22 protein-coding genes are annotated in these 20,420 nt (G+C 58.6%); 8 read left to right on the top strand and 14 right to left on the bottom strand.

What is annotated here, in order from left to right; translation table 11 throughout:
- Position 1: 1 nt before the first annotated feature.
- The 14 genes from AB4Z23_RS02370 to motA form a co-directional block, all read right to left on the bottom strand.
- The gene (locus tag AB4Z23_RS02370; RefSeq protein ID WP_003515108.1) at positions 2–1,282 is read right to left on the bottom strand and encodes a flagellar hook protein FlgE; all 1,281 of its coding nucleotides are present in this window, start codon (positions 1,280–1,282) and stop codon (positions 2–4) included.
- 104 nt (positions 1,283–1,386) lie between these two features.
- Complete coding sequence (rem, locus tag AB4Z23_RS02365) at positions 1,387–2,058, bottom strand: transcriptional activator Rem (RefSeq protein ID WP_003515107.1); 672 nt, start codon at positions 2,056–2,058, stop codon at positions 1,387–1,389.
- Positions 2,059–2,340: 282 nt separating this feature from the next.
- Positions 2,341–2,907, bottom strand: a complete 567-nt coding sequence (locus AB4Z23_RS02360) for a lytic transglycosylase domain-containing protein (RefSeq protein WP_019564301.1) — start codon at positions 2,905–2,907, stop codon at positions 2,341–2,343.
- Entirely contained in the window at positions 2,855–4,210 is a 1,356-nt protein-coding gene (fliK, locus tag AB4Z23_RS02355; RefSeq protein ID WP_174049184.1) for a flagellar hook-length control protein FliK, read from the bottom strand. The genes AB4Z23_RS02360 and fliK overlap by 53 nt, the downstream gene beginning before the upstream one ends.
- Entirely contained in the window at positions 4,207–5,484 is a 1,278-nt protein-coding gene (motC, locus tag AB4Z23_RS02350) for a chemotaxis protein MotC (RefSeq protein WP_421477859.1), read from the bottom strand. The genes fliK and motC overlap by 4 nt, the downstream gene beginning before the upstream one ends.
- On the bottom strand, positions 5,481–6,767 hold the full coding sequence (locus AB4Z23_RS02345) for a MotB family protein (RefSeq protein ID WP_065688344.1): 1,287 nt from the start codon (positions 6,765–6,767) through the stop codon (positions 5,481–5,483). The genes motC and AB4Z23_RS02345 overlap by 4 nt, the downstream gene beginning before the upstream one ends.
- Positions 6,764–7,414 (bottom strand): hypothetical protein, encoded by a 651-nt coding sequence (locus tag AB4Z23_RS02340; RefSeq protein ID WP_421477858.1) that lies wholly within the window; start codon positions 7,412–7,414, stop codon positions 6,764–6,766. Before AB4Z23_RS02340 ends, AB4Z23_RS02345 begins: the two co-directional genes overlap by 4 nt.
- Positions 7,415–7,665: 251 nt before the next feature.
- Positions 7,666–8,958, bottom strand: coding sequence for a flagellin N-terminal helical domain-containing protein (locus tag AB4Z23_RS02335; RefSeq protein WP_019564305.1), 1,293 nt, complete (start codon positions 8,956–8,958; stop codon positions 7,666–7,668).
- Between the two features lie 306 nt (positions 8,959–9,264).
- Entirely contained in the window at positions 9,265–9,702 is a 438-nt protein-coding gene (locus AB4Z23_RS02330) for a hypothetical protein (RefSeq protein WP_003515097.1), read from the bottom strand.
- 5 nt (positions 9,703–9,707) lie between these two features.
- Positions 9,708–10,790, bottom strand: coding sequence for a flagellar biosynthesis protein FlhB (gene flhB, locus AB4Z23_RS02325; RefSeq protein WP_003515096.1), 1,083 nt, complete (start codon positions 10,788–10,790; stop codon positions 9,708–9,710).
- A 126-nt stretch (positions 10,791–10,916) separates the two neighbouring features.
- Positions 10,917–11,960, bottom strand: coding sequence for a flagellar motor switch protein FliG (gene fliG, locus AB4Z23_RS02320; protein WP_003515095.1), 1,044 nt, complete (start codon positions 11,958–11,960; stop codon positions 10,917–10,919).
- 27 nt (positions 11,961–11,987) lie between these two features.
- Positions 11,988–12,527: a flagellar motor switch protein FliN gene (fliN, locus tag AB4Z23_RS02315; protein ID WP_025592471.1), complete on the bottom strand. Its 540-nt coding sequence runs from the start codon at positions 12,525–12,527 to the stop codon at positions 11,988–11,990.
- Positions 12,528–12,591: 64 nt separating this feature from the next.
- Entirely contained in the window at positions 12,592–13,551 is a 960-nt protein-coding gene (locus AB4Z23_RS02310) for a FliM/FliN family flagellar motor switch protein (RefSeq protein WP_003515092.1), read from the bottom strand.
- The gene (gene motA / locus AB4Z23_RS02305; protein WP_019564306.1) at positions 13,548–14,420 is read right to left on the bottom strand and encodes a flagellar motor stator protein MotA; all 873 of its coding nucleotides are present in this window, start codon (positions 14,418–14,420) and stop codon (positions 13,548–13,550) included. The genes AB4Z23_RS02310 and motA overlap by 4 nt, the downstream gene beginning before the upstream one ends.
- Positions 14,421–14,604: 184 nt before the next feature.
- Between motA and AB4Z23_RS02300 the strand changes: the two genes are divergently transcribed.
- The 8 genes from AB4Z23_RS02300 to flgG all read left to right on the top strand — a co-directional run bounded on the left by AB4Z23_RS02300 (position 14,605) and on the right by flgG (position 20,411).
- Positions 14,605–15,384: a DUF1217 domain-containing protein gene (locus tag AB4Z23_RS02300; protein WP_003515087.1), complete on the top strand. Its 780-nt coding sequence runs from the start codon at positions 14,605–14,607 to the stop codon at positions 15,382–15,384.
- 1 nt (position 15,385) lies between these two features.
- Positions 15,386–16,120, top strand: coding sequence for a flagellar basal-body rod protein FlgF (flgF, locus tag AB4Z23_RS02295; protein ID WP_003515085.1), 735 nt, complete (start codon positions 15,386–15,388; stop codon positions 16,118–16,120).
- An 11-nt stretch (positions 16,121–16,131) separates the two neighbouring features.
- Positions 16,132–17,538 (top strand): flagellar protein export ATPase FliI, encoded by a 1,407-nt coding sequence (gene fliI / locus AB4Z23_RS02290; protein WP_003515084.1) that lies wholly within the window; start codon positions 16,132–16,134, stop codon positions 17,536–17,538.
- A gap of 3 nt (positions 17,539–17,541) precedes the next feature.
- Entirely contained in the window at positions 17,542–18,114 is a 573-nt protein-coding gene (locus AB4Z23_RS02285; RefSeq protein ID WP_441359978.1) for a hypothetical protein, read from the top strand.
- Positions 18,115–18,352: 238 nt separating this feature from the next.
- Positions 18,353–18,745 carry a flagellar basal body rod protein FlgB gene (flgB, locus tag AB4Z23_RS02280; protein ID WP_003515082.1) on the top strand — a complete coding sequence of 131 codons (393 nt, stop codon included), beginning with the start codon at positions 18,353–18,355 and terminating at the stop codon, positions 18,743–18,745.
- Positions 18,746–18,748: 3 nt separating this feature from the next.
- Positions 18,749–19,168 (top strand): flagellar basal body rod protein FlgC, encoded by a 420-nt coding sequence (flgC, locus tag AB4Z23_RS02275; RefSeq protein ID WP_003515081.1) that lies wholly within the window; start codon positions 18,749–18,751, stop codon positions 19,166–19,168.
- A complete protein-coding gene (locus AB4Z23_RS02270; protein ID WP_003515080.1) occupies positions 19,165–19,500 on the top strand; it encodes a flagellar hook-basal body complex protein FliE in 336 nt (111 codons plus the stop codon). Before flgC ends, AB4Z23_RS02270 begins: the two co-directional genes overlap by 4 nt.
- A 122-nt stretch (positions 19,501–19,622) precedes the next feature.
- Positions 19,623–20,411 carry a flagellar basal-body rod protein FlgG gene (gene flgG / locus AB4Z23_RS02265; protein WP_003515079.1) on the top strand — a complete coding sequence of 263 codons (789 nt, stop codon included), beginning with the start codon at positions 19,623–19,625 and terminating at the stop codon, positions 20,409–20,411.
- The last annotated feature ends 9 nt before the right edge of the window (positions 20,412–20,420 follow it).

The following is a 20,420-nucleotide window of genomic DNA, read 5'->3' as shown; positions in this document are numbered from 1 at the left end:
ACTATCTCTTCAGATTGATCAGGACATCCATCAAATCCGACCCGGTCTGGAAGACTTTCGAATTCGCTGTATAGATACGCTGGGATTCAATCATATCGGTGAGTTCGCTGGCGATATCGACGTTCGAGCCCTCAAGCGCACCCTTCTGGATGTAACCGAAGCTGCCCGTCTGCGGGAAACCGATGGTGACGACGCCCGACTCGTTGCTCGGCAGATAAACGTTGCCGTTCTGAGGGGAGAGGTTGTCGACGCTCGGCACCGTGGCAACCGCCAGCTGGTAGATGTTGCGGCGGCCACCATCCTGATAGACTGCAGTCACTACGCCGTCCTTGCCGATTTCCACGTCCTTGATCTGGCTCGGGCCGTTACCGTTCAGGATCGCGGTGCCCGGCGTGAACTTCGTCGAGAACTGCGACATGTCGGACAGGTCGATACTTATTGCCTGCGGGACGCCGCTGACCGTGTCGTTGATGGTGATCGACTTTTGAGAGGTAGGTGTGAGCTTATTGGTCGCCGGGTCGAATGCCAGCGTGACTGATTCCTTGACAAGGTTCGCTGCTGGGGTCGCCGTGTAAGGGAAGCCGCCATTGGTCGACTGGTCCTGACGATAGACTGCCACTTCCCAGGTATTGGCGCCGGTCTTGGTGTAATAGAAATCGTAGAGAACCTTCGCGCCACCGCTGTCGTACGCCGTCAACGATGTCTTGTTACCGATCGTCGATGTTGCAAGGTTGTCGCTCGGACGCGAGCCCGCCGCAACAGCGGCTTCATCGCGATTGAGGTTGGCCGGGAAGCTGCCCTGCGTGGAGGGCGATGCTGTCAGGCCGAAATTATTGACGTTGACGGCCTCAAGGCCGGTAAAGCCGTTGACGACGGCAGCTGGCGCATTTGCCCCGTAGGGGTAACCCATCAGCTGGAAGCCCGCTGCGTTTTCCAGGTAGCCTTCCGCATTCTTCACGAACGAGCCGGCACGTGTGAGATAAGGCGTGCCGCCACCATCCTGAACCACGAAGAAACCGTTGCCCTGAATGGCAAGATCGGTGCTCGACGTGGTGTAGGACAGGTTGCCCTGCTCTGAAATGCTGTAGCGAACGTTGGACTGCACGCCGCCGGAGGCATAGCTGCCCGACGAGGAGGGCAGAACGAGCGAGGAGAACGACGTCGATGCGCGCTTGTAGCCGGTGGTGCTTGCGTTAGCGATGTTGTCGCCAACGGTTCCCAGCTTGTTAGCCTGTGCATTCATGCCGGACACACCGGTTCGCATAGTGCCGAAAATACTCATTCAAAAACCCTCGTGGTCATCTTCAGGGAGAAGGTAAAGCGTTTGGCTTGCGTGAAGCTGTCTGAAATACCGCGTTTGAAAAAGACCACGCGGATGAATGAATATTATTGCCAATCAATGCTGTAACCGAGGAAACGCTTGGAATCGACCGGATCGTAGCCGAGCTTCTTGCGAAGCTTCTTGCGCAGCTTGCTGATATGGCTTTCCACGACGTTCTCTTCGACGTCATCATCGAAGATGCCGTAGATGGCATTGAAAATCTGCGCCTTGGAAACGCGGCGTCCGCGATTGGCAATCAAATATTCAAGGATGCGGCGCTCGCGCCGCGGCAAGGCAAAGACCTCGCCACCGACTTCGGGATCACGACCGTCTGAGAAAACCCGGATCGGTCCCGCATCGGTGAAATTCGAGATAACCTGCAGGCGGCGACGGATCGCCGCCGCACGCGCAAGGATTTCACGGGGGTGAACCGGCTTGCGCACGACATCGTCGACGCCGCTGTCGAACAGCGCCAGCGTCGATTCCAGCGATGGCTGGTCGCTGACCGCGATCACCGGTGCCGTCGTGCGATCCCTGATCGCCTTCGGCAAGGAGAAGCTCCGGTCGCCCTGACCGATCAGGAATGCCTCTACGGCCGCCAGATCGCTGTCCGCTGCCGTCGAGACCCATTCCCCGAATTCGACCGGATCGAAACCGGTCGAGGGGATGCCCTCACGCCCAAATAGAGAAGTATAGCCGTCTTTAACGAGCTCGCGCTCATCAACCACTACGATCATTCGTCCGCCTCCGAATCAGTGTGGTGTTTTCCAATGCGGCATTGGTACGAATCGGGGGATTCAGCGACAACTGTAGGAAATCATCGATAGTTATTAATAATTGATTAACCATTTTGTGCCGATTTGATCTATATATAGTGGTTGTTAACCATATACGGTACAAAATTTTTGTGTAAAAATTTCAAAAATCCGAAAAAATCGCTTGCGACGCCTTTTTTAGGGCTTTCTCTCGCCACATTTCAAATTGCGAGTCCTTGACCGCATCAAAACAACCGATGGTTGTTATCCGTCGCAGAAATTTTTCGCGTTGGCGGTCCATTTTCCGTAGCCTGTCGCCACCAGATTGGCGATCACCCGGCAGACATATTTCTTTTGAGCCGGGTCGTTGTTGGGCCCGGCATGATAGCGGGCGACCGCCATGGTCCAGGTTTCGTGCCTGTTGTGGAGATTGCGCAGGAACATGGCGGCATATTCGACATTGCGGCGCGGATCGAACATTTCACGCGCGGATGTGAAGTTTTCGCCATGGAAATAGTGGTTTATCTGCATGCATCCGAGGTCGATCAGCTTGGCGCCGTTGCGCTTTGCCGTCTCGAAAGTGGTCAATGCCTCCTCGGTGGAGGAGGCAAATACCGGTTTTCCCTCAATATTCATGGCGTTGGGGTCAAGCCGACCCTTGCGACCGGTCTCGGTCAGGCCGACAGAATAGAGAATTCCCTCCGGCACGCCGTATTTGCGGGCAGCGGACTGAATTTCCCTTTCACAGACACCTGACGTTGCCGAAGCGGAGGCGTTTTCAGAGGTAAACGCCGTTGTCAGCAGAAGTGCGGGCAGAGCCAAGAGCGCCATCCATGCCTTCATTATGCACCCCCAAATTATCACCATTGCCCTGCCGTCCGCCGCGTGTGCCGGACTCGTCACGGTTGCGCCCTGCGGCGGCCTGTTGGCCCTGCTGCTGCGCCTGCTGATTTTGCTGATTGTTGGCTTGTGTGCCCGTTTGGTCACTCTTGTCAGAAGAAGCAATGCTGATCGTGATGTTATCGACCGTCAGACCCTGCGCCTTGAGGCCCTCGAGGATGCTCTTGCTGTCCTGCTGAAGCTTTTTGTAGGCGGCCACGTTCTCCACCGTCATGTGAACGGCAAGCTCATCACCGGCAAGACGCAACGACATCGTCACCGATCCCAGCTCGATCGGCGTCATGTGCAGCTTCAGCGTATGGACGACTTTGCCGGTGCTGCTCTGGGCCGCCTCATTGGACAGCGACGAGCCGGGCTGCATGGCGCTAACCCATTCAGAATCATTGGCGATGAGGCCAGTCAGAGCCGAGGCGTTGGATGAAGGTGCCAGACCAATGAACCGCCGCGAATCGAGAACGGTAATCGTCTCGGTCGCCTTGCCACTGCTTTCCCGGGCGTCGAACTCGACGCGGCCATCCCGCTGAACCGTACTCATATCGAGAGCGCGGGCTGTGCCGGAACGAGGAGATGCGAAGCGGAATGCCGAGGCGTCGCCTTCAGTGCCCGATCCGGATCCGGCTTCGTTTCCGGCAAGCTCGGTCCGTGCGTGCATGTCCTTCGCCAGAGGCTCAGCCTTGCCCCTGACAGTTTCGACCTTTTCGGATTTGACATCGGCCTTGCCGGCAATCGCCTGCGCAATTTCCTCAAGGGGCGTCTTGGCTGTCACGATATCGCCGACATTGGCCGTGAGCGTCTGCAGCTCTGCCAGCTTCGGATCGATTGCATCCGCCGCCGTCTGGCTCTCCTTGTCGGCGTCCTTGACCTTCTTGCCAGGTTTGCCGTTTTCAGGCGATGTATGCGCCGTCTTAATCGCATTCTGAAGTTCCGCCAGCGCCTCGTGACCATGGCCTTCTCCGGAATGGTCCTTGACGATCACGTTCAGGAAGCTCGGGGGCCGCTTGACCGGCACATCCGTCTTTTCCGCATCGTCATCCGGTTGAGCATGCTGCTCCTCAGCCGATCCCGCTTCCTGCTGATGACGCGAATGCGGTGCCTGCGGCGGGCGCTCGTCCCTGACCGTCGCGAGAGTGTCGCCGAAACTTCCGCCTTTGGCGTCGTCCCTCACACTGGCGCTGCCAGCGCGCGGATCGTTATATGGCGCATTCACTATCGCGTTGATGGTTGCGTCGATCATGGTGCCCCCTCGCCTTTCTTCAAAAGGCTGTCGATTTCATCGAGCTTACTGCGGCCGCTCGTCACGAGTTGCCGGACGTTCTCGCCCTCATCCTCAGCCTTGTGGTTTTCAACTCTCCATATGCCCTTGGTCTCGGCACTGGCCGCCTCATTCGCGGGCGCGCCCGACCCGGCCCCCTGCCCTGCCGTGACACCGGGATCGGCGCCAGGCTGCGGGGAAGGCGGACGAACCACCTGGTCGGCGATTGCCCTTGCCGCGTCCCGCAGGGCCCTGTCGCGATCCGAAAGCTGGGCTTCGGGAATTTGCCCGATTGTTTCAATCGCGCTCACCACATCGGGCGTGCCGATATTGGAAAGGCTTTCATAGAGATTTGCCTGAACTTGCGGCTGGTCCGGCATATCCGGCGACAGCGCTTTCGCCTTCAACGCCGCCATGCGCGCCAGCGAATCCTTGCCGCTGATCGCCGCGAGACGGGACAGGCGCAGATAAGCTTCCTTCTGCCTCTCCGCGTCCATCATGGCGAATGTTTCCTCTATCATGTCGTGCCCGATGGAATCGACACGTTTGACCACAAGTGAGACCAGAAGGTCCGCGAACTGGCTGGCATAGGGCGAATGCAGGAACCGCCGCGCGTAACGCTGTGCATATTCGACGCCACGCCCGGCATCGCCGTCTTCAACGGCGATAGCAAGCGAGCGGCGGAGTGCAGCCTCCTCCACGATGGTACCGGGCGCTTCGAGCCGGGCTATGTCATAGAAACCGAGGGCAGCCACCGGATCGCGGGGGATCGTCACATTGCCGCCGATCAATGCAAGATAGGCGCCAATTCTCGTGCCGCGATACTCGGGCACCATGGCAGCGATGCTCTGGGCGACCAGCGTTCCCTTGCCGGACAGATATTTGCGCAGAATATCGGCGACGCGGCTGTCGAAATTGCCGTCCACATCCCGCGCGACGAGCAATTCGAGCGTGGCCGGATTGCCGCCGCTCATCGCGTAGACAAGCGCCGCATCGACATTGCGCGGATCCTTGAAGATCGCCGAAGGTGCGCTCTTAAGCCGCTCGTCGATCGTCTGGAGCAGAAACCGCTGCATTTCGGTTGCCGAATGGTCTCCCATGGTGACCGAATCCTGCACGAACTGCAGGGAACGCAACATGGCATAGGGCATGAGGTTGTCTTGCGATTGCGCAAAAACCTTCGCCGGTTCGGCACCGAGACCACACAGTGTCGCCGCAAGAAAAACCCAACGTTTCGAGGATTTCGTCACACTCACCCCCGATCGGCCTCAAGCAGGATTTCGATACGGCGGTTCGCATTCGCCAGCGGGTCTGCCGGCACCTGCAATCTGCGATCCGCAAAACCCGAAACCTGTTTCACCCGCTCTTCCGACAGGCCGCCGCGAACCAGCATGTAATAGGCGCTATGCGCGCGGTCCATGGAAAGCCGCCAATTGTCATTGGCCTCACCCTTGAACTGGCGTCCATCGGTATGGCCGCGGATCACCACGCTGCCGCCACGCTCCTGAAGCAACTTGCCGATCTTCTCCATGGCCAGGACCATTTCGCCGCGGGGCACAGCCGATCCGACATTGAACATCGGCGTTTCCGTCTGGTCGGAAATGGTCAACAGCAATCCGCCTTCGGCGGGCGTCACCACCAGACCTTCGGCGAGCTTGCCGCTGATGCCGGATATCTGCTTCTCGATCTCTTGGCGCAGCTCTTTGGCCTCTTCCTTCTGCGCAGCAGTACCTTGCTGCTGCTGCTCCGGCTGAGGCTGCGTAAGTGCTGCCTGCTCTGCGGCACCCGGCCGCTGCTGCGGCACAACGGCGGCGACTTCCATGGCCTTGCCGTGATCTGCACCATCGGCTGGCTGCTGAGACGATTTAGCCGCAACCGCTTCATTATCCTTGGCAGCGTCCTGCTGCTTGTTCTCGGCAGATTGCTGCTGTTCGACCGGATTTTGCTGCTGGTCCGCACGTGTGATCTTCACCTGCTGGGTCCAGAAATCGGGATCGAAGGGATCGCGGTAAGCCTCACCGCCGCTCGCACCCGTCGCCGGGCCGGAATCGGCAGCACCACCTTCGCCCTTGGCGCTGACATTGGCCTGCTGCCCGACCTGCTGGGCAATTTCCGCCAGAACAGAATAGGGATTCTCGAAAAAGTCCGCTTCTGAGAAGTTCGACTGCTCCCCGGTCTGCGAGGTCAGGTCTTCACCTGTCGCAGCGGCCGAACCCTGGGTGACCTTTTCCGCCTTTATGTTGGACTGGTCTTTCTTCTCGACGCCCTCTTCCTTGTCCACGGGTTTTTCCAGCCCCTTGGACGAGGGTTTCTCATCGGACAGCTTTATCGGATTGAAATAGCTGGCGACCGAGGCCTTGGTTTCCTCGTTTGCGGCGTTGACCAGCCACATGACGAGGAAGAACGCCATCATGGCCGTCATGAAGTCGGCATAAGCGATCTTCCACGCGCCGCCATGGGCGCCATCGTGCCCGCCCTTGTGGCGTTTGACGATGATGATCTCGTTCTTGCCGTGGTGGTGATTTTCGCCTTCACTCATTTCATCACCTTGCGAAGACTGGACGCCCAGGCGGACATGCGCGTGACGAACACGCTTTCACCCAACTCAACGGAGAGGTCGATATCTGCCGTCTCGGTAAATTTCATCGTCTCTTCTTCAAAGCCCGGCTGCGTCTTCAGCTGCTCAAACAAATCTTTCGGGCCTTTCACGACAAGGGTCACGGCCTCGCCATCCGGCATGGAAGCACGAACGACATCCGCAAGCGCCGAAACCGCCTTCAGCGACAACTCTTCGGTCAGAACCGGGGCAAGGATATTGGCGGTCTGTTCGCTGAGATTGGTGGCGATCGCATCGATGCCTTCACGCAGCCTTAGCGACAGGAAAACGGCAATTTCTTCCAGATAGATGGAACGTAAGCCTTCGAGTTCTGCGGCATGAGCGGCAAGAAGCTCCTCGCGCTCGGCCTGCATTTTCTCCGTGATCTCGCGGGTCGCATCCTCGTGACCACGGGCATAGGCGGCCTGTTTTTCGCTTTCGACGTCGAGCGGCTCGAATTCATCGAAACCGGACGCAATATCGCCAAGACCGGAAATGCCGTCGACATCCGCCAACGGTTCGCCGAACGTCAGTCCCGCGGGCTGCACGTCACCGAAATCCTTGAGATATCTTGCAATGGACGCGCTCATGCCGGCCCCCGGCAAGACAGGCCAAAGGGGCGAGACATGTTTCGTTGCCTGCGATCTAAGCCGTTTGGCGGCACCACCGTCATCCTTGCTACCCTGCCCGTCTCTTCAATTGTTTCCGGCCGGATCACGCCATGCGATCCACCCGATATTGCCCCGACGTTAGGTGTTCAAACTTGTGCGAGGATGAAGGCGGGCCCCGTTTTCAGAAACCTTGCAACCAACTCCCCCGAACCCGCCGGACCGACGCCGGTTTACTTGAAGAGCTGAAGGATGTTTTGCGCGTTGGCATTGGCGATCGAGAGCGCCTGGATGCCGAGCTGCTGCTGTGTCTGCAGAGCCTTCAGCCTGGTTGATTCCTCGTTCATATCCGCATCCACGAGACGGCCGATACCCTTGTCGATCACGTCCATCAGGCTCGAGACGAAGTTTTCCTGCATGTTGATGCGGCTCTGTAGTGAGCCGAGGCTGGAGGCCGTACTGGTCATGGCTTCGAGCTGCTTGTCGACAAAACTCATCATCACATCGATGGCGTCGGAAGCGGTGTAGTTCGTGGTGCCGCCGGAAAAACCGCTCATGGCTGCCGCCACGACATCGAGATTGTCGAGATCGAGCGTGGAGACGGAAAGACCGAGGGATCTGGCAACGGAGGTCGGCGCACCGGTCGTGTCATAGAACCAATCGTTGCTGCCTGTGTCTCGATAGGCCGCCGCGACGGTGGTGGTGCCGCTCGAAGGGTTGGTCGCCGTCACCTTGACCCAGGTATTCTCGGACAGACGAAGATAATTCACCGTTCCGTTGCTGTAGACGCTCGGGTCGGCATTCGTATCCGGCGTCGCCGCATTCAGCGTGCCGATTTCCGCGTCTGTCAATTTCTTGACGACGTAACCCGCATTGGTGGTCACGCCGGCTGTCGTCGATGTTTGGGTGATCTGTTGTTCCGTCTTCGCGACAAAAACGGCGCTCTTGTCGAGAATACCGAGTTTTCCGCCGCTGAGGTCGAAAAGCACGGCACTGCCGTCCAGCACATAGTCAACCGTGGTGACGCCGACATTGCCCGAACCGGTGCGCGTGAAGGACGCGACGACCTTTTTGGTGATGGGTTCTACAACCGGCGGCGTGCCACCATTGCTGATGCTGGCCTGCAGCCAGTTCTCGCCGGAGAAGGAGGCAGATTCCGACGTGCTCTTCAGCTGTTCCTGAAGCTGCTTGATTTCGTCCTGGATCTTGCCGCGGTCAGCCCCGACGCCATAGGCGGCGACAAGCTTTTCCTTGATTTTCTTGACGACCTCGATCGAGTTCGCAAGGGCGTCATAGGCCGTATCAACCTTGGCGGCGCCCAGTCCCAATGCATCCTGCACGGCCGAGAGCGCTGCATTGTCGGAGCGCATGGTTGTGGAGATAGACCAGTAGGCGGCATTGTCCGCCGCTGTTTCGACACGGTAGCCGGACGACACACGCGCCTGCGTCGTTTCGAGATTCTTGTCGATCATGCGCAAGGTTTGCAGCGCGGCCATCGCCGCCGCATTGGTCAAAATGCTGGTCATTGGGTCCACCCAATTGGTACTGTCAGGAAAAATCCGGCGCTGCGCCGAAAACGAGCAGAGGCATCATGCGCATCAGCGATGGTAAAAAGAGCCACCGCGACCTGCCGTTCGTTAACAAATCGTTAATTCGATAGGTACCAAACAACAACGCTGATTTGCAAGGCGTTCCTTGCCTTCACAGGCCGGTTTTGCATAAACCGACACGCTTCAGGCAAGGTCGGGTGAAAAAGTGCCCGAATGAAGCCATCGCGCCCGCGAATTCGGAAGGCGCAATGGATAATATATGAAAATGTCCGCTGGACTGGCTCAGGCAGCTTCGCCCTGGCGGGCCGACACGAATCGGGCAGCCGTCAGGCTCTGACGGAGAAATTCGGTGTTCTCGTCCGGATTTTCCGAAGGGTTCTGAAACGAAACATGATTGATCTCGACCGCAGCATGCTCGTTGGCCAGAATCAATTGCGCATAAACCGTCGCGCCGTGCGGTTTCAGTTCGAGATCGAGGACGATCTCCGGCGCCCCTTCCCATTCGAGCCTGTATTCGCCACCGGCACCGAAATTGATCGTGCCCGGATGATAATAAAGCTCCGCGGCCGACGAGACGAGGTCGGCAATGCTGCCGTAGCACTCGAATCTGAGCAATGAAATCAGGTCGGCCGGATCGAGCAGGCGCAGTTCGGTGGCGATCGGGTTGATCGCCTCTGCGACGATCATTTCCCGCTTTTCAGAATAGGCGGATTTTTTCATTGGTTTTATTGAACCCGTATTTTCGATGACTTCATGGCGTAAACCCGATGAACGAGCTCAGCTACAGCCTTGTAAAAAGCTGGTGGAATCACACTATCGATCGAGACTTGCGCAAACATGGAGCGTGCGAGCGGCGGATCTTCAAAAACGGGGATATTATTTTTTTCCGCAATCTCGCGGATTTTCAATGCGATAAGGTCCTGACCCTTGGCAACGACGACAGGCGCGTCGCCTTCTTCGCGAACGTAACGCAACGCCACTGCAAAGTGTGTCGGGTTGGCAATCACCAGTGTCGCGCGCGGCACATTGTCGATCATGCGGCGGCGGGCGCGGTCACGGGCGACCGAACGCTGACGGGCTTTGACCACCGGGTCGCCCTGCGATTGCTTGTACTCTTCCTTCACCTCATGCTTCGTCATTTTCAGCTGGCTGAACCAGTGGTGGCGCGTCCACAAAAGGTCGACGGCGGCAAGCAGCGCGGTCGAAAAGAGAATCACGACCATCATCTTTTTGGTGAGCTCGACAACCCTGACGAAAATGACCTGCGGGTCGGAGAACATCAGGTCGATGAGACTGTAGAAATCGCCGCGCAGAGACAGGAACATGATGATCGAAACGATCAAGATCTTGAACAGCGATTTGCCGAATTCCACAAATCCCTGCTTGCTGTAGATGCGGCCGAACCCCTTTGCGGGCGAGATGCGCGACCATTGCGGACGCACCCTCTCAAGCACCGGCGACGGCAGGTTCTGGAAAAACGAGGAGGCAAGGCCGAAGACGATGAACATGATCATGGCCGGCATGAGCAGATAGGCCATGGACGTGCCGAGGAAATAAAGCAGCGACAGGGCATCCGGCCTGGTGCTGAGGTTCCATTGTTCGGGCTGGCCGAACAGGTCCTTCAGCGTTACGCCGAGGCGACCGGCGCCGTCGGGCAAAAAGAAAACCAGATAGCAGTAAAAGGCGAGTGAAGAAGCAAAGATCGGCACCTCGCGGGAAAAGGGAAGATTGCCCTTTTCCGCCGCATCACGGAGTTTTTTCTCCGTTGGGTCTTCTGTTTTACTGTCCTTGTCCTGATCGTCTGCCAAGGCACGTTCCCGGGATAAAAAAAGGCCCGCCGATCGCGGCAGGCCGTCATTCCGAAACTAGCGCCCGAGACCGGCCATCGCAATGGCCGGCATTACCTGTAAGGCGGGTTATCAACCGGCTTCCGCTCAGGCTGCTGCGGATTGTTCCTCTGTGGAGGCTTCCTTCAGCTGAATCTGACCGGAATTGGCCAGCCGGATCGCTTCCTGCGCCACGGCGCGGCGTGCAATCGCCACTTCGCGGGTGTTGATGGAAGCCTGCGGCACGGCGAGGTCCGATTCGATCATGCGGCGCTGGCGCGGGCTGATGCTGGACAGCACACATTCCTTGATTTCCATGGTTGCGCCGCGCAGCGCCATGGTGAGAACGTCCGCCGAGACATCGTTGAGCAGTAGGACGCGGCTGCGCTGCGGCATGAACATGAGATCGTCGAAGAGGAAGATCTTCGGCTTGACCTTGTTGGCAGCTTCCTTGCTGAGCGTTTCGAGCGAGCTGAGCAGCGTATCGACCTGCGGCTTTTCCATTTCGTTCATCAGGTCGGCAACCTTCGTGGAACCGCCCGCATTGCGCTCTGCTTCGATCTCGTTGATGAGGTTGACCACACGCTTCTCGATGATCTGGGCAGCCGTGGGGCTGACTTCCTTCATGTTCACCGTGCGGTTCATGATATCGGCGCGCTGCTCTTCGGGAATGGTCAGAAGGACCTTGGCACCGAAGGACGAGGGCAGCATGGAGAGGATATAGGCGATGGTCTGGGGATGCTCGCGCAGCAGGAACTTGCCGACGAATTCCGGCTCCGCTTCCTGCAGGCGATCCCAGATCGACGCTTCATAGGCCTGGAAGGCTGCACGACGGCCGAGAAGGCTGTCCACCTCCTCCGGTGTCAGGCCCTCTTCGAGAATGCTTTCGATCGCCTTGGCATTGTCCATCAGACCCGTTCCTTCCGTGAACAGGTCTTCGAACTCCGCCACGATCTGGGCGAGTTCGTCAGGGGGAATGACACGCAGCGTCTGGGCCGAGGAAATGATCATCTGCAATTCGTGCTGCGTGAAAAATTTCAGCAGCTTGCCGGCGACGCCCTTGCCCATGGCAAGAAGCACCGCGGCCGCCTTGTCGGCCTGAGACAACGGCTTCCCTGCCAGCGGGTTACCGAAATCCTCGAAGTCCATCATGGTCTTTCCTCTCCGTCCCCACAGGGATCAGGCTTTTCTCGTACTCATTACTTCAATCAATTTTACGCCGAAGCGCGTATCGTCGTCTTCAAGTACCGTTATTTCACCGCGCGCAATACGGCGGCCATTCACCATGATCTCGACCGGTTCACCGATCTTGCGGTCAAGCGCGATCGTTGCACCCTCTTCAAGGCTCATCAGACCCGAGACGAGCATGCGGCTGGTGCCGAGAACGATCTGGACATCGATCGGGATATCCATGATCAGGTCCATATTGTCGGACAGGCCACTGCCGAGCGGCGCCTTGATGCCCGCGACCTGTGGGGTGGCCGCGAAATCGTTCATCGCAAAATCGCCCACTCCGCCACCGAAGGCGGAAAGGTCGCTGTCGGCGGAAGCGTCGTCAACGCTCCCGAAATCCCCGAAGTCGCCAAAGTCGGACAGCGAACCTTCCGCATCCGTCTTGAGGACGCCACGCAGATCGCCGATAGCCTGGTCGAGCTCACCGCCATCTTCAAGCGACGGCAGCGCCATATCATCGGTCACAGGTGTTTTCTTCGTAGCCATGCGCTGATTATTCCCTTTGAAACTTGCGTCAGCCTGCCCAGAACCCAAAAAAGGTGGACAGGTTTTAACCCATCAGATGTCGCAAGATCTCGTCGTCCGTGCTGACATTGTTCTTTACCCGAACCATGTAGCGGTCGCCGGACTTGCCGAATTCACAATTATAGAGCTTGGAGCCGTTGGCGCTGACCTCGACGCCGATGTCGTCCTGCTTCAGATCCTGAAACGGAATGACGTCGCCGGCCACCAGCCTGGAGATCGTCCGCAGGGTCAAGGTTTCGAGCTTGATGCGCGCCTCGAGCGTTACCTGCGATCTCTTCACCTGCTCAGAGATCAAATCCACCCATTCCGCCTGCTTCTTCAGCGCCTGGGCTGAAGCCTTGGGAGCGGCGATGGAGGTCTTGAGAAGGGGCCGCTGCGGCACGATCAGCGCGAATTCCGAAGAAACCTTGCCGATGGCGATCTTCATGCGGACTGTCACGCCGTAGAGGCCGGCGATCATCTCCTCGAAGGCGCTTTTTCCATTGGCCGTAAAGGGCGGGTCGATCGTCGCCTCGAAACCGCCCGGCGCGTTGACGCCCGACCGCAGGACACCCCCGATGCGCCCGAGAACCATGGCCGCCAGGTCGAGTTCGATGTGGGACAGGCTGCGCTCGTCCGGCTCGCCGATGGTGTCGGCCGCCGCGCCCAGCATGCGCTCCATGAGCGCGATGACGAAGCCGTTGCCGACCGCCATCATGAAATTGGGGCACCAGTTGCGCAGAGAACAATCCGCAACCGAGAAATTGCCGCCGATATTGGCGATGAGATCGGTCATCAACCCCGATTCGGAGCCGATATATTCGACGTCTATCGCAATGCCGGTCTCGCTGTGAAAGATATCAGGCAGGAATTCGCTGTAGAGATGGCCGATATCGGAACCGACCTTCGCGATTGTCTTGCGGTCGGAAAGCCCGCCGGTAAGTTTCGCGAGCAGCGACGTGTCGATGACGGGTGCTCTTTGCTGTGCAGCTTTAGCCATGGTCATGCCGCCTTGTTTTCGCCGCCGGGGTTCATCATCTCCTGTTCGACGGCGTCGATGGACGGCCGCTCGTAGTTGGAGATGGTCTTGCGCCCGTATTCAAGCGCGACCTGCGGCACCGAGCCGTTCATGTAGGCGATCAGCGTCTGCTTGACGATGATGTAGAGGCGGTGCTGCTTGGTGCGGACGATCTTGACCTGCGAAGCGAGCGGGTTGCAGATCGAATAGGACAGGATGATGCCGAGCATGGTGCCCACCAGCGCGGCGCCGATGAGGCCACCCAGCACTTCCGGTGATTCGTTGATCTTGCCCATGGCCTTGATGACGCCGAGAACCGCCGCGACGATACCGATGGCGGGGAAGGAATCGCCCATGGTGGTGATCGCGTGGTAAGGTTTCAGCTTGTCGTGCAGGATGGTCTCGATTTCCTCGTCCATCAGCGCTTCGATTTCGTGGCTGCGCGCGTTGCCGATGATGATGAGGCGGACGTAGTCACAGATGAACGACGTCAGCTCCTTGTTTTTCAGCACCGAGGGTGCGCTCTGGAAGATCGAGGATTCTTCCGGATTGTCGATATGCGCCTCGATCTCGTTGCGCGATTTCGTGCGCAGGTCGCGCATCAGCGAATAAAGTACGCCGAGTACGTCGAGATAGTTGCGCTCCTTCGGGACCGAGTGCTTGAAGGCCTCGCCGAGCGCCTTGCCCGAATCCTTCACGACCTTCATCGGGTTCGCCATGATGAAGCCGCCTAGGCCGGCACCGCCGATAATCAACAATTCGAACGGCTGAACCAGCACGTTCAGATGGCCGCCCATCGCCATGTAGCCGCCGATGATGCAGCCGAAGGTGATTATAAGTCCAATTACAATATTCATTGATCGACCACGCCCGAACAGTGTTCCATGCCGCCATCTCTAGAAAATGTGGCTTGCGTGAACCTGTCCGCGGAGCCTCTGTCCCTCGTCGCCGCAGCCAGTTTCGCACAAGCAACATCCGGCATTATCCCGACAAAGGCGGACGTGCGCCTTGGTATCGGGATCAAACGAGAGCGGCGGTTCAGTGACTTCCACCTACACCAGCTACAGACTGATCAGTCAGGACATCGGCAAATCGCTTGAGCGTGTGTCGAAGCAACCCGACGTGGCGCGCGAAACCGAATATTACCGGTCGAAGATCGGCAGCGTGAAATCCGTCGACGACTTCATGGCCGATACCCGTCTTTACAATTATGCGCTGAAAGCCAACGGCCTCGAGGACATGGCGTATGCGAAAGCCTTCATCCGCAAGGTGCTGACCGAAGGCACGGCCGACAAGAACGCCTTCGCCAACAAGCTTTCCGACAGCCGCTATTCGGACCTTGCGAAATCGCTCGACTTTGCAAGTCTCGGTGCAGCTGCAACTGCGACCGAAGCGGCCCAGTCCGGCATCATCAGCAAATACACCCGCCAGACGCTGGAGCAGGAGGCGGGCGGCGACAATAACGGTGTCCGGCTTGCTCTTTACTTCGAGCGCAAGGCACCAACGATCAAATCGGGTCTCGATTTTCTAGCCGACGACGCGCTCGCGCAGGTGTTCCGCACCGCCTACAACCTGCCTGACGAAATTGCGGCAGGAAGCGTCGAAAAACAGGCCGCGCTCATCGAAAAATCCATCAATATCAAGGATCTGCAAAATCCTGAAAAGGTCGGCAAGCTGCTCGAGCGTTTCACCATCATGTGGGAGATGCAAAATCCCTCCACGACCTATGATCCTCTGGCCGTTTTCGGCTCCTCCAGCGGCTACGGCATTTCCCCGGACCTGCTGATCTCCATCAACTCCCTGAAACTCGGAGGCAAATGATATGCAATCCGGACTATACGTCGCCCTTTCCTCGCAGATTGCGCTGGAGCGTCGTCTCACCACCATTTCCGACAATATGGCGAATGCGAACACGGTGGGTTTCCGCGGTTCCGAAGTGAAATTCGACGAAATGGTCGCCAAGAACCACAATGACATGAATGCCAAGGTGGCGTTCGTGTCGCAGGGTAACGACTATCTCTCCACCCGTCAGGGCGCCTTCGAACAGACTGGCAATAGTTTCGATTTCGCCATCAAGGGCGATGCCTGGTTCGCGATGGACACACCCGACGGCCAGATCCTGAGCCGCGACGGGCGTTTCACCATGCGCCCGGACGGCGCACTCATCTCCTCAAGCGGTTATCCGGTTCTCGACGCCGGCGGCGGTCCCATCCAGCTCAATGCGAATGGTGGCCCGATCACCGTCAGTCTCGATGGCGCGATCAGGCAGAACGACAACATCGTCGCCACGCTCGGCATCTTCCAGGCGGATTTCTCGAAAGGCTTCCTGCGCCATCCCAATAGCGGTGTGAAGCCCGTGGCCCCGCCGACGCCGGTCGTCAACAATCACGAGGTCGGCGTCGTTCAGGGTTATCTCGAGCAGTCGAACGTCAACGGCATTTCCCAGATGACGCAGCTCATCCAGGTCAACCGGGCCTTCGAGAGCATTTCGTCGCTGATGCGCGATACCGAATCCACTTTCGGCGATGCCATCAAGACGCTTGGCGGCGCACGTTAAGGAACTGAGCGATGACAATGCCGGAATCCACGCTCACGGTCGAGGCGATTTCACCCAAGCTCGCCCAGCTCGCCAGCCTTGCCGGACACTATGCCGATCCGGAGTTTTCGGTGGCGCCGGGCGGCCATGTCCGCACCATCGCCGCCGGACACTACACGGTTTCCGGCCTGTCGCGGCATGTGAGGCTGGGCGAGTTCGTCGCCCATCGCAGCGCGACCGGTATCCATCTCGGCGAAGTTGTGCGCGTGGAACCCGATATCTGCTACGTCTGCCCCATCGAACCGGGCGAGCCGATTGGCATTCACGACACCGTCATCCGTAAGGGTGCCTTCCGCGTTGCGCCTGACGACAGCTGGTGCGGCCGCACCATCAATGCGCTTGGCGAACCCATCGATGGCAAGGGTCCGCTTGCATCAGGCACGGAGCGCCGTCCGATTTCCAGCAATGCACCGCCGTCGATGACGCGCAAGCGGGTGGAGACGCCTTTCAAGACGGGTGTCCGGGCAATCGATATTTTCTCGCCTCTCTGCCTTGGCCAGCGTCTCGGCATTTTTGCAGGGTCAGGCGTGGGCAAATCCACGCTCCTATCGATGCTTGCCAAGGCCGATGCCTTCGACAAGGTCGTCATCGGGCTTGTCGGCGAGCGCGGTCGCGAAGTGCGCGAGTTCATCGAGGATACGATGGGCGAGAATATGGGCAAGTCCGTCGCCGTTGTCGCGACCAGCGACGAAAGCCCGATGCTGCGCAAGATGGCGCCGCTTTCGGCCGTCACCATCGCCGAATATTTCCGTGACAGGGGCGACAACGTCCTTCTTATCATCGACAGCGTGACCCGTTTTGCCCATGCGATCCGCGAAGTGGCGGTCGCTTCGGGTGAACCGCCGGTGGCACGCGGCTATCCGGCCTCGGTCTTCACCGAATTGCCGCGCCTTCTGGAGCGGGCGGGACCCGGCGCCGAAGGCAGCGGTACCATCACCGCCATCGTCTCCATTCTGGTGGACGGCGACAACCACAACGATCCGATTGCCGATTCGACCCGCGGTATTCTCGACGGCCACATCGTGCTGGATCGCAGCCTTGCAGAAGAAGGCCGCTATCCACCGATCAATCCTCTGGCCTCGATCTCGCGTCTCGCCAAGAAGGCATGGACCCCGGATCAGGAAAAGCTGGTGTCGCGTCTGAAAGCGCTGGTGCACCGCTTTGAGGAAACGCGGGATCTGCGCCTCATCGGCGGTTATCGACCCGGCACCGATCCCGATCTCGACATGGCGGTGAAACAGGTTCCGATCATCTATGAAACGCTGAAACAGCTTCCGAATGAACCGGCGGCGCAGGACGCCTACGCCGATCTGGCGACCGCGTTGCGCGGTGGAGTGCAAAATAATCAGCCACAGGTAAACCCGAGAATGAGAGGCTGACCCGTGAAAAAGAAACAGATCGACAAGATCGACGATAGCGACCTCGAGAACGTACAGCCGCAGCCTCCCTTCTTCACGCCCGACCGTATTCTGGCGTGGACGGGAATAGGACTTGCCGCCGCAGCCGCATTTTTCCCCTGGTACGTGTTCTTCAACGAGGACAAGTTTGGAATGAGAGTGGCAGACGGCGACCGCACGCGCGACTTGCCCCATACCGGTCCGCGTGAAGTCTTCAGCGTTTCGCCCCTTGCCATGACCAATCGCAACAAGGAAGACGCGCTAGCGCCCGGCGAATTGCCGGACATGCTGACGACGGCGACGGTCAGCGAAAAGGGTAAGGAAAAGCAGAACAATCTCGCCGCAGGGCTTGAAGACCAGCCCTTCCCCGGCCAGACCTCCTTCCGCCTGCTGCATGTCTCCAACGGCCGCGCCCTCATCGAGGACGGATCGGGCATGTATATGGTACGGGTGGGCTCCACATTGCCCGACAATGCGCGCCTGACCAAAATCGAGCAGCGCGACGGCGAGTGGATGATAGAGACCTCTTCCGGGAAAACCTATCATCCCGAGAAGTAGTCAGACCGGCACTCTGCTGAAGTCTGCTGCCGTCGCCGGATCCAGTCCGGCAGGACGGAGACGTCTTCGCAATCCACTATTCGATCCCAAGGCGTGCCGCATTTGCCGGCGCGCCATTTTTGTTTCCGCAATCGCCTTCGGGATCAGATTCTCCAGTGCTTCCGCACCTGCGCCCCTCACCGCAAGTCTGACGCAAGATTAGCACCGTAGGTTCGGGCCATACGAGATGGAGAAGTCTATGCAACCGATTCAACTGTTCGATCTGGCCTCCCGCCAAGCGGAATGGCTGAGCGTGCGGCAGGAAGTCGTGGCGACCAACATCGCCAACGCCAACACACCCAAGTTTCACGCCAAGGATGTCAGTCCTTTCGAAGCGGTCATGCAGGCCACCAGCCAGCAGGTTGGCATGGCGAAGACCCATCCCGCCCATTTCGGTGCTAGCGAGCTCAGCGAAAATATCGCGGTGCGCGACAACCCGATCAATAACGAGATCGGCATGCAGGAGTCCGGCAATTCGGTCGCGCTTGCTGAGGAAATGACCAAGACCGGCGAGATCAAGCGGCAATACGACCTGAACGCCAGTCTCGTCAAATCCTTCCATCGCATGATGCTGATGACGGTAAAGAGGTAAACCATGGATCCCTTGAGTGCGGCGAGCAAGATCGCGGGCAGCGGCCTGGAAGTGCAGTCCACCCGACTGCGTATCGTTTCGGAAAACATTGCCAACGCAAGATCGACCGGCGACACGCCTGGCGCCGACCCCTATCGCCGCAAGACCGTGACATTCGGCTCCGAGCTTGACCGCGTAAGCGGCGTGCAGCGCGTGACGGTAAAGAAGCTTGGCGTCGACCGCGGCGATTTCGTCCATGAATACGACCCCGGCAATCCGGCCGCCGACACCAGCGGCATGGTCAAGATGCCGAACGTCAACGTCCTGATCGAAATGGCGGATATGCGCGAAGCCAACCGCAGCTACGACGCCAACCTTCAGGTCATCCGCCAGACACGCGACCTCGTCGCCTCCACCATCGACCTTCTGAAAGCATCGCAATGATCGACGGCATCAAACAACTCGGTTCCCTCTCGCTCACGCGTGGCACGAGCAACGTCTCTTCGCTGACCGACAGCATTTTCGGCAGCCAGCAGACGACGCCCGCCCAGCAGACGGGCGCAAGCTTCGCAAGCGTTCTCGGCAATATGTCGACGGATGCGATGAACAACCTGAAGAAGGCGGAAGTGGCCTCCTTCGAAGGTATTCAGGGCAAGGCAAACACACGCGAAGTGGTCGATGCCGTGCTTTCGGCCGAGCAGTCGCTGCAAACGGCCATCGCGTTCCGCGACAAGATCGTGTCGGCCTATCTCGACATTACCAAGATGCAGATCTAGAGCGCGTCCGGTTTGAAGCCAATCGTTGGCCGCGCTCTAGGCCTTTGTTTTTAAGCACTTTCCGGACGGAGAACCGCTCCGCGCCTTTACTGGAAATGCTCTAGCCCCGCAGGAAAAATGACATGAGAGCTCTTGCCATCGCTGCCACCGGTATGGACGCCCAGCAGACCAATCTGGAAGTCATTGCCAACAACATCGCCAACATCAACACCACCGGCTACAAGCGCGCGCGTGCAGAGTTTACCGATCTTCTGTACCAGACCGAACGCATGCAGGGTGTGCCGAACCGTGCCAACCAGGCGATCGTGCCTGAGGGAGCCAATATCGGCCTCGGCGTGCAGACTTCCGCGGTGCGCAACATCCACACCCAGGGCAACCTGATCGAAACCGGCAACAAGCTCGACGTGGCAATTATCGGCCAGGGCTGGTTTCAGATCGAGGCGGCCGACGGTTCTACGCTCTACAGCCGCGCTGGCGCCTTCAACAAGAATGCTGACGGCAACCTCGTGACGGTTGATGGCTACAATGTCATCCCGAACATCAATATCCCGACCGACGCGCAGGACATCACCATCACCCGCACGGGTCAGGTGACCGCCCGCATCGGCAACGCTGCGGATTTCACTGAACTCGGCCAGTTGACCATCGCCAACTTTGCCAACGAGGCGGGCCTGAAGCCGCTCGGCGACAACCTCTTTTCCCAGACGCCGGCCTCCGGCGCCGCCGTTATCGGCGTGCCTGACGATCCGAGCTACGGCTACATCAAGCAATCCTACCTCGAAGGCTCGAACGTCGATGCCGTCAAGGAAATCACCGACCTCATCACGGCGCAGCGCGCCTACGAGATGAATTCCAAGGTCATCACCACCGCTGACGAAATGGCTTCGATTGTCAGCAAGAACCTGAAGTAAGAACGGAAA

Origin of the sequence: Agrobacterium sp. MCAB5 (assembly GCF_052114365.1) — a bacterium.
Taxonomy (GTDB): Bacteria; Pseudomonadota; Alphaproteobacteria; order Rhizobiales; family Rhizobiaceae; genus Agrobacterium; species Agrobacterium tumefaciens.
This window is presented reverse-complemented; position numbering and strand designations above follow the sequence as displayed.

Excerpts from the sequence above, each read along its gene's own strand:
- AB4Z23_RS02370 (WP_003515108.1), bottom strand. The coding sequence starts at position 1,282 with ATGAGTATTTTCGGCACTATGCGAACCGGTGTGTCCGGCATGAATGCA.
- rem (WP_003515107.1), bottom strand. The coding sequence starts at position 2,058 with ATGATCGTAGTGGTTGATGAGCGCGAGCTCGTTAAAGACGGCTATACT.
- AB4Z23_RS02360 (WP_019564301.1), bottom strand. The coding sequence starts at position 2,907 with ATGGCGCTCTTGGCTCTGCCCGCACTTCTGCTGACAACGGCGTTTACC.
- fliK (WP_174049184.1), bottom strand. The coding sequence starts at position 4,210 with ATGATCGACGCAACCATCAACGCGATAGTGAATGCGCCATATAACGAT.
- AB4Z23_RS02345 (WP_065688344.1), bottom strand. The coding sequence starts at position 6,767 with ATGAGTGAAGGCGAAAATCACCACCACGGCAAGAACGAGATCATCATC.
- AB4Z23_RS02340 (WP_421477858.1), bottom strand. The coding sequence starts at position 7,414 with ATGAGCGCGTCCATTGCAAGATATCTCAAGGATTTCGGTGACGTGCAG.
- AB4Z23_RS02335 (WP_019564305.1), bottom strand. The coding sequence starts at position 8,958 with ATGACCAGCATTTTGACCAATGCGGCGGCGATGGCCGCGCTGCAAACC.
- AB4Z23_RS02330 (WP_003515097.1), bottom strand. The coding sequence starts at position 9,702 with ATGAAAAAATCCGCCTATTCTGAAAAGCGGGAAATGATCGTCGCAGAG.
- fliG (WP_003515095.1), bottom strand. The coding sequence starts at position 11,960 with ATGATGGACTTCGAGGATTTCGGTAACCCGCTGGCAGGGAAGCCGTTG.
- fliN (WP_025592471.1), bottom strand. The coding sequence starts at position 12,527 with ATGGCTACGAAGAAAACACCTGTGACCGATGATATGGCGCTGCCGTCG.
- AB4Z23_RS02310 (WP_003515092.1), bottom strand. The coding sequence starts at position 13,551 with ATGACCATGGCTAAAGCTGCACAGCAAAGAGCACCCGTCATCGACACG.
- motA (WP_019564306.1), bottom strand. The coding sequence starts at position 14,420 with ATGAATATTGTAATTGGACTTATAATCACCTTCGGCTGCATCATCGGC.
- flgF (WP_003515085.1), top strand. The coding sequence starts at position 15,386 with ATGCAATCCGGACTATACGTCGCCCTTTCCTCGCAGATTGCGCTGGAG.
- fliI (WP_003515084.1), top strand. The coding sequence starts at position 16,132 with ATGACAATGCCGGAATCCACGCTCACGGTCGAGGCGATTTCACCCAAG.
- flgB (WP_003515082.1), top strand. The coding sequence starts at position 18,353 with ATGCAACCGATTCAACTGTTCGATCTGGCCTCCCGCCAAGCGGAATGG.
- flgC (WP_003515081.1), top strand. The coding sequence starts at position 18,749 with ATGGATCCCTTGAGTGCGGCGAGCAAGATCGCGGGCAGCGGCCTGGAA.
- AB4Z23_RS02270 (WP_003515080.1), top strand. The coding sequence starts at position 19,165 with ATGATCGACGGCATCAAACAACTCGGTTCCCTCTCGCTCACGCGTGGC.
- flgG (WP_003515079.1), top strand. The coding sequence starts at position 19,623 with ATGAGAGCTCTTGCCATCGCTGCCACCGGTATGGACGCCCAGCAGACC.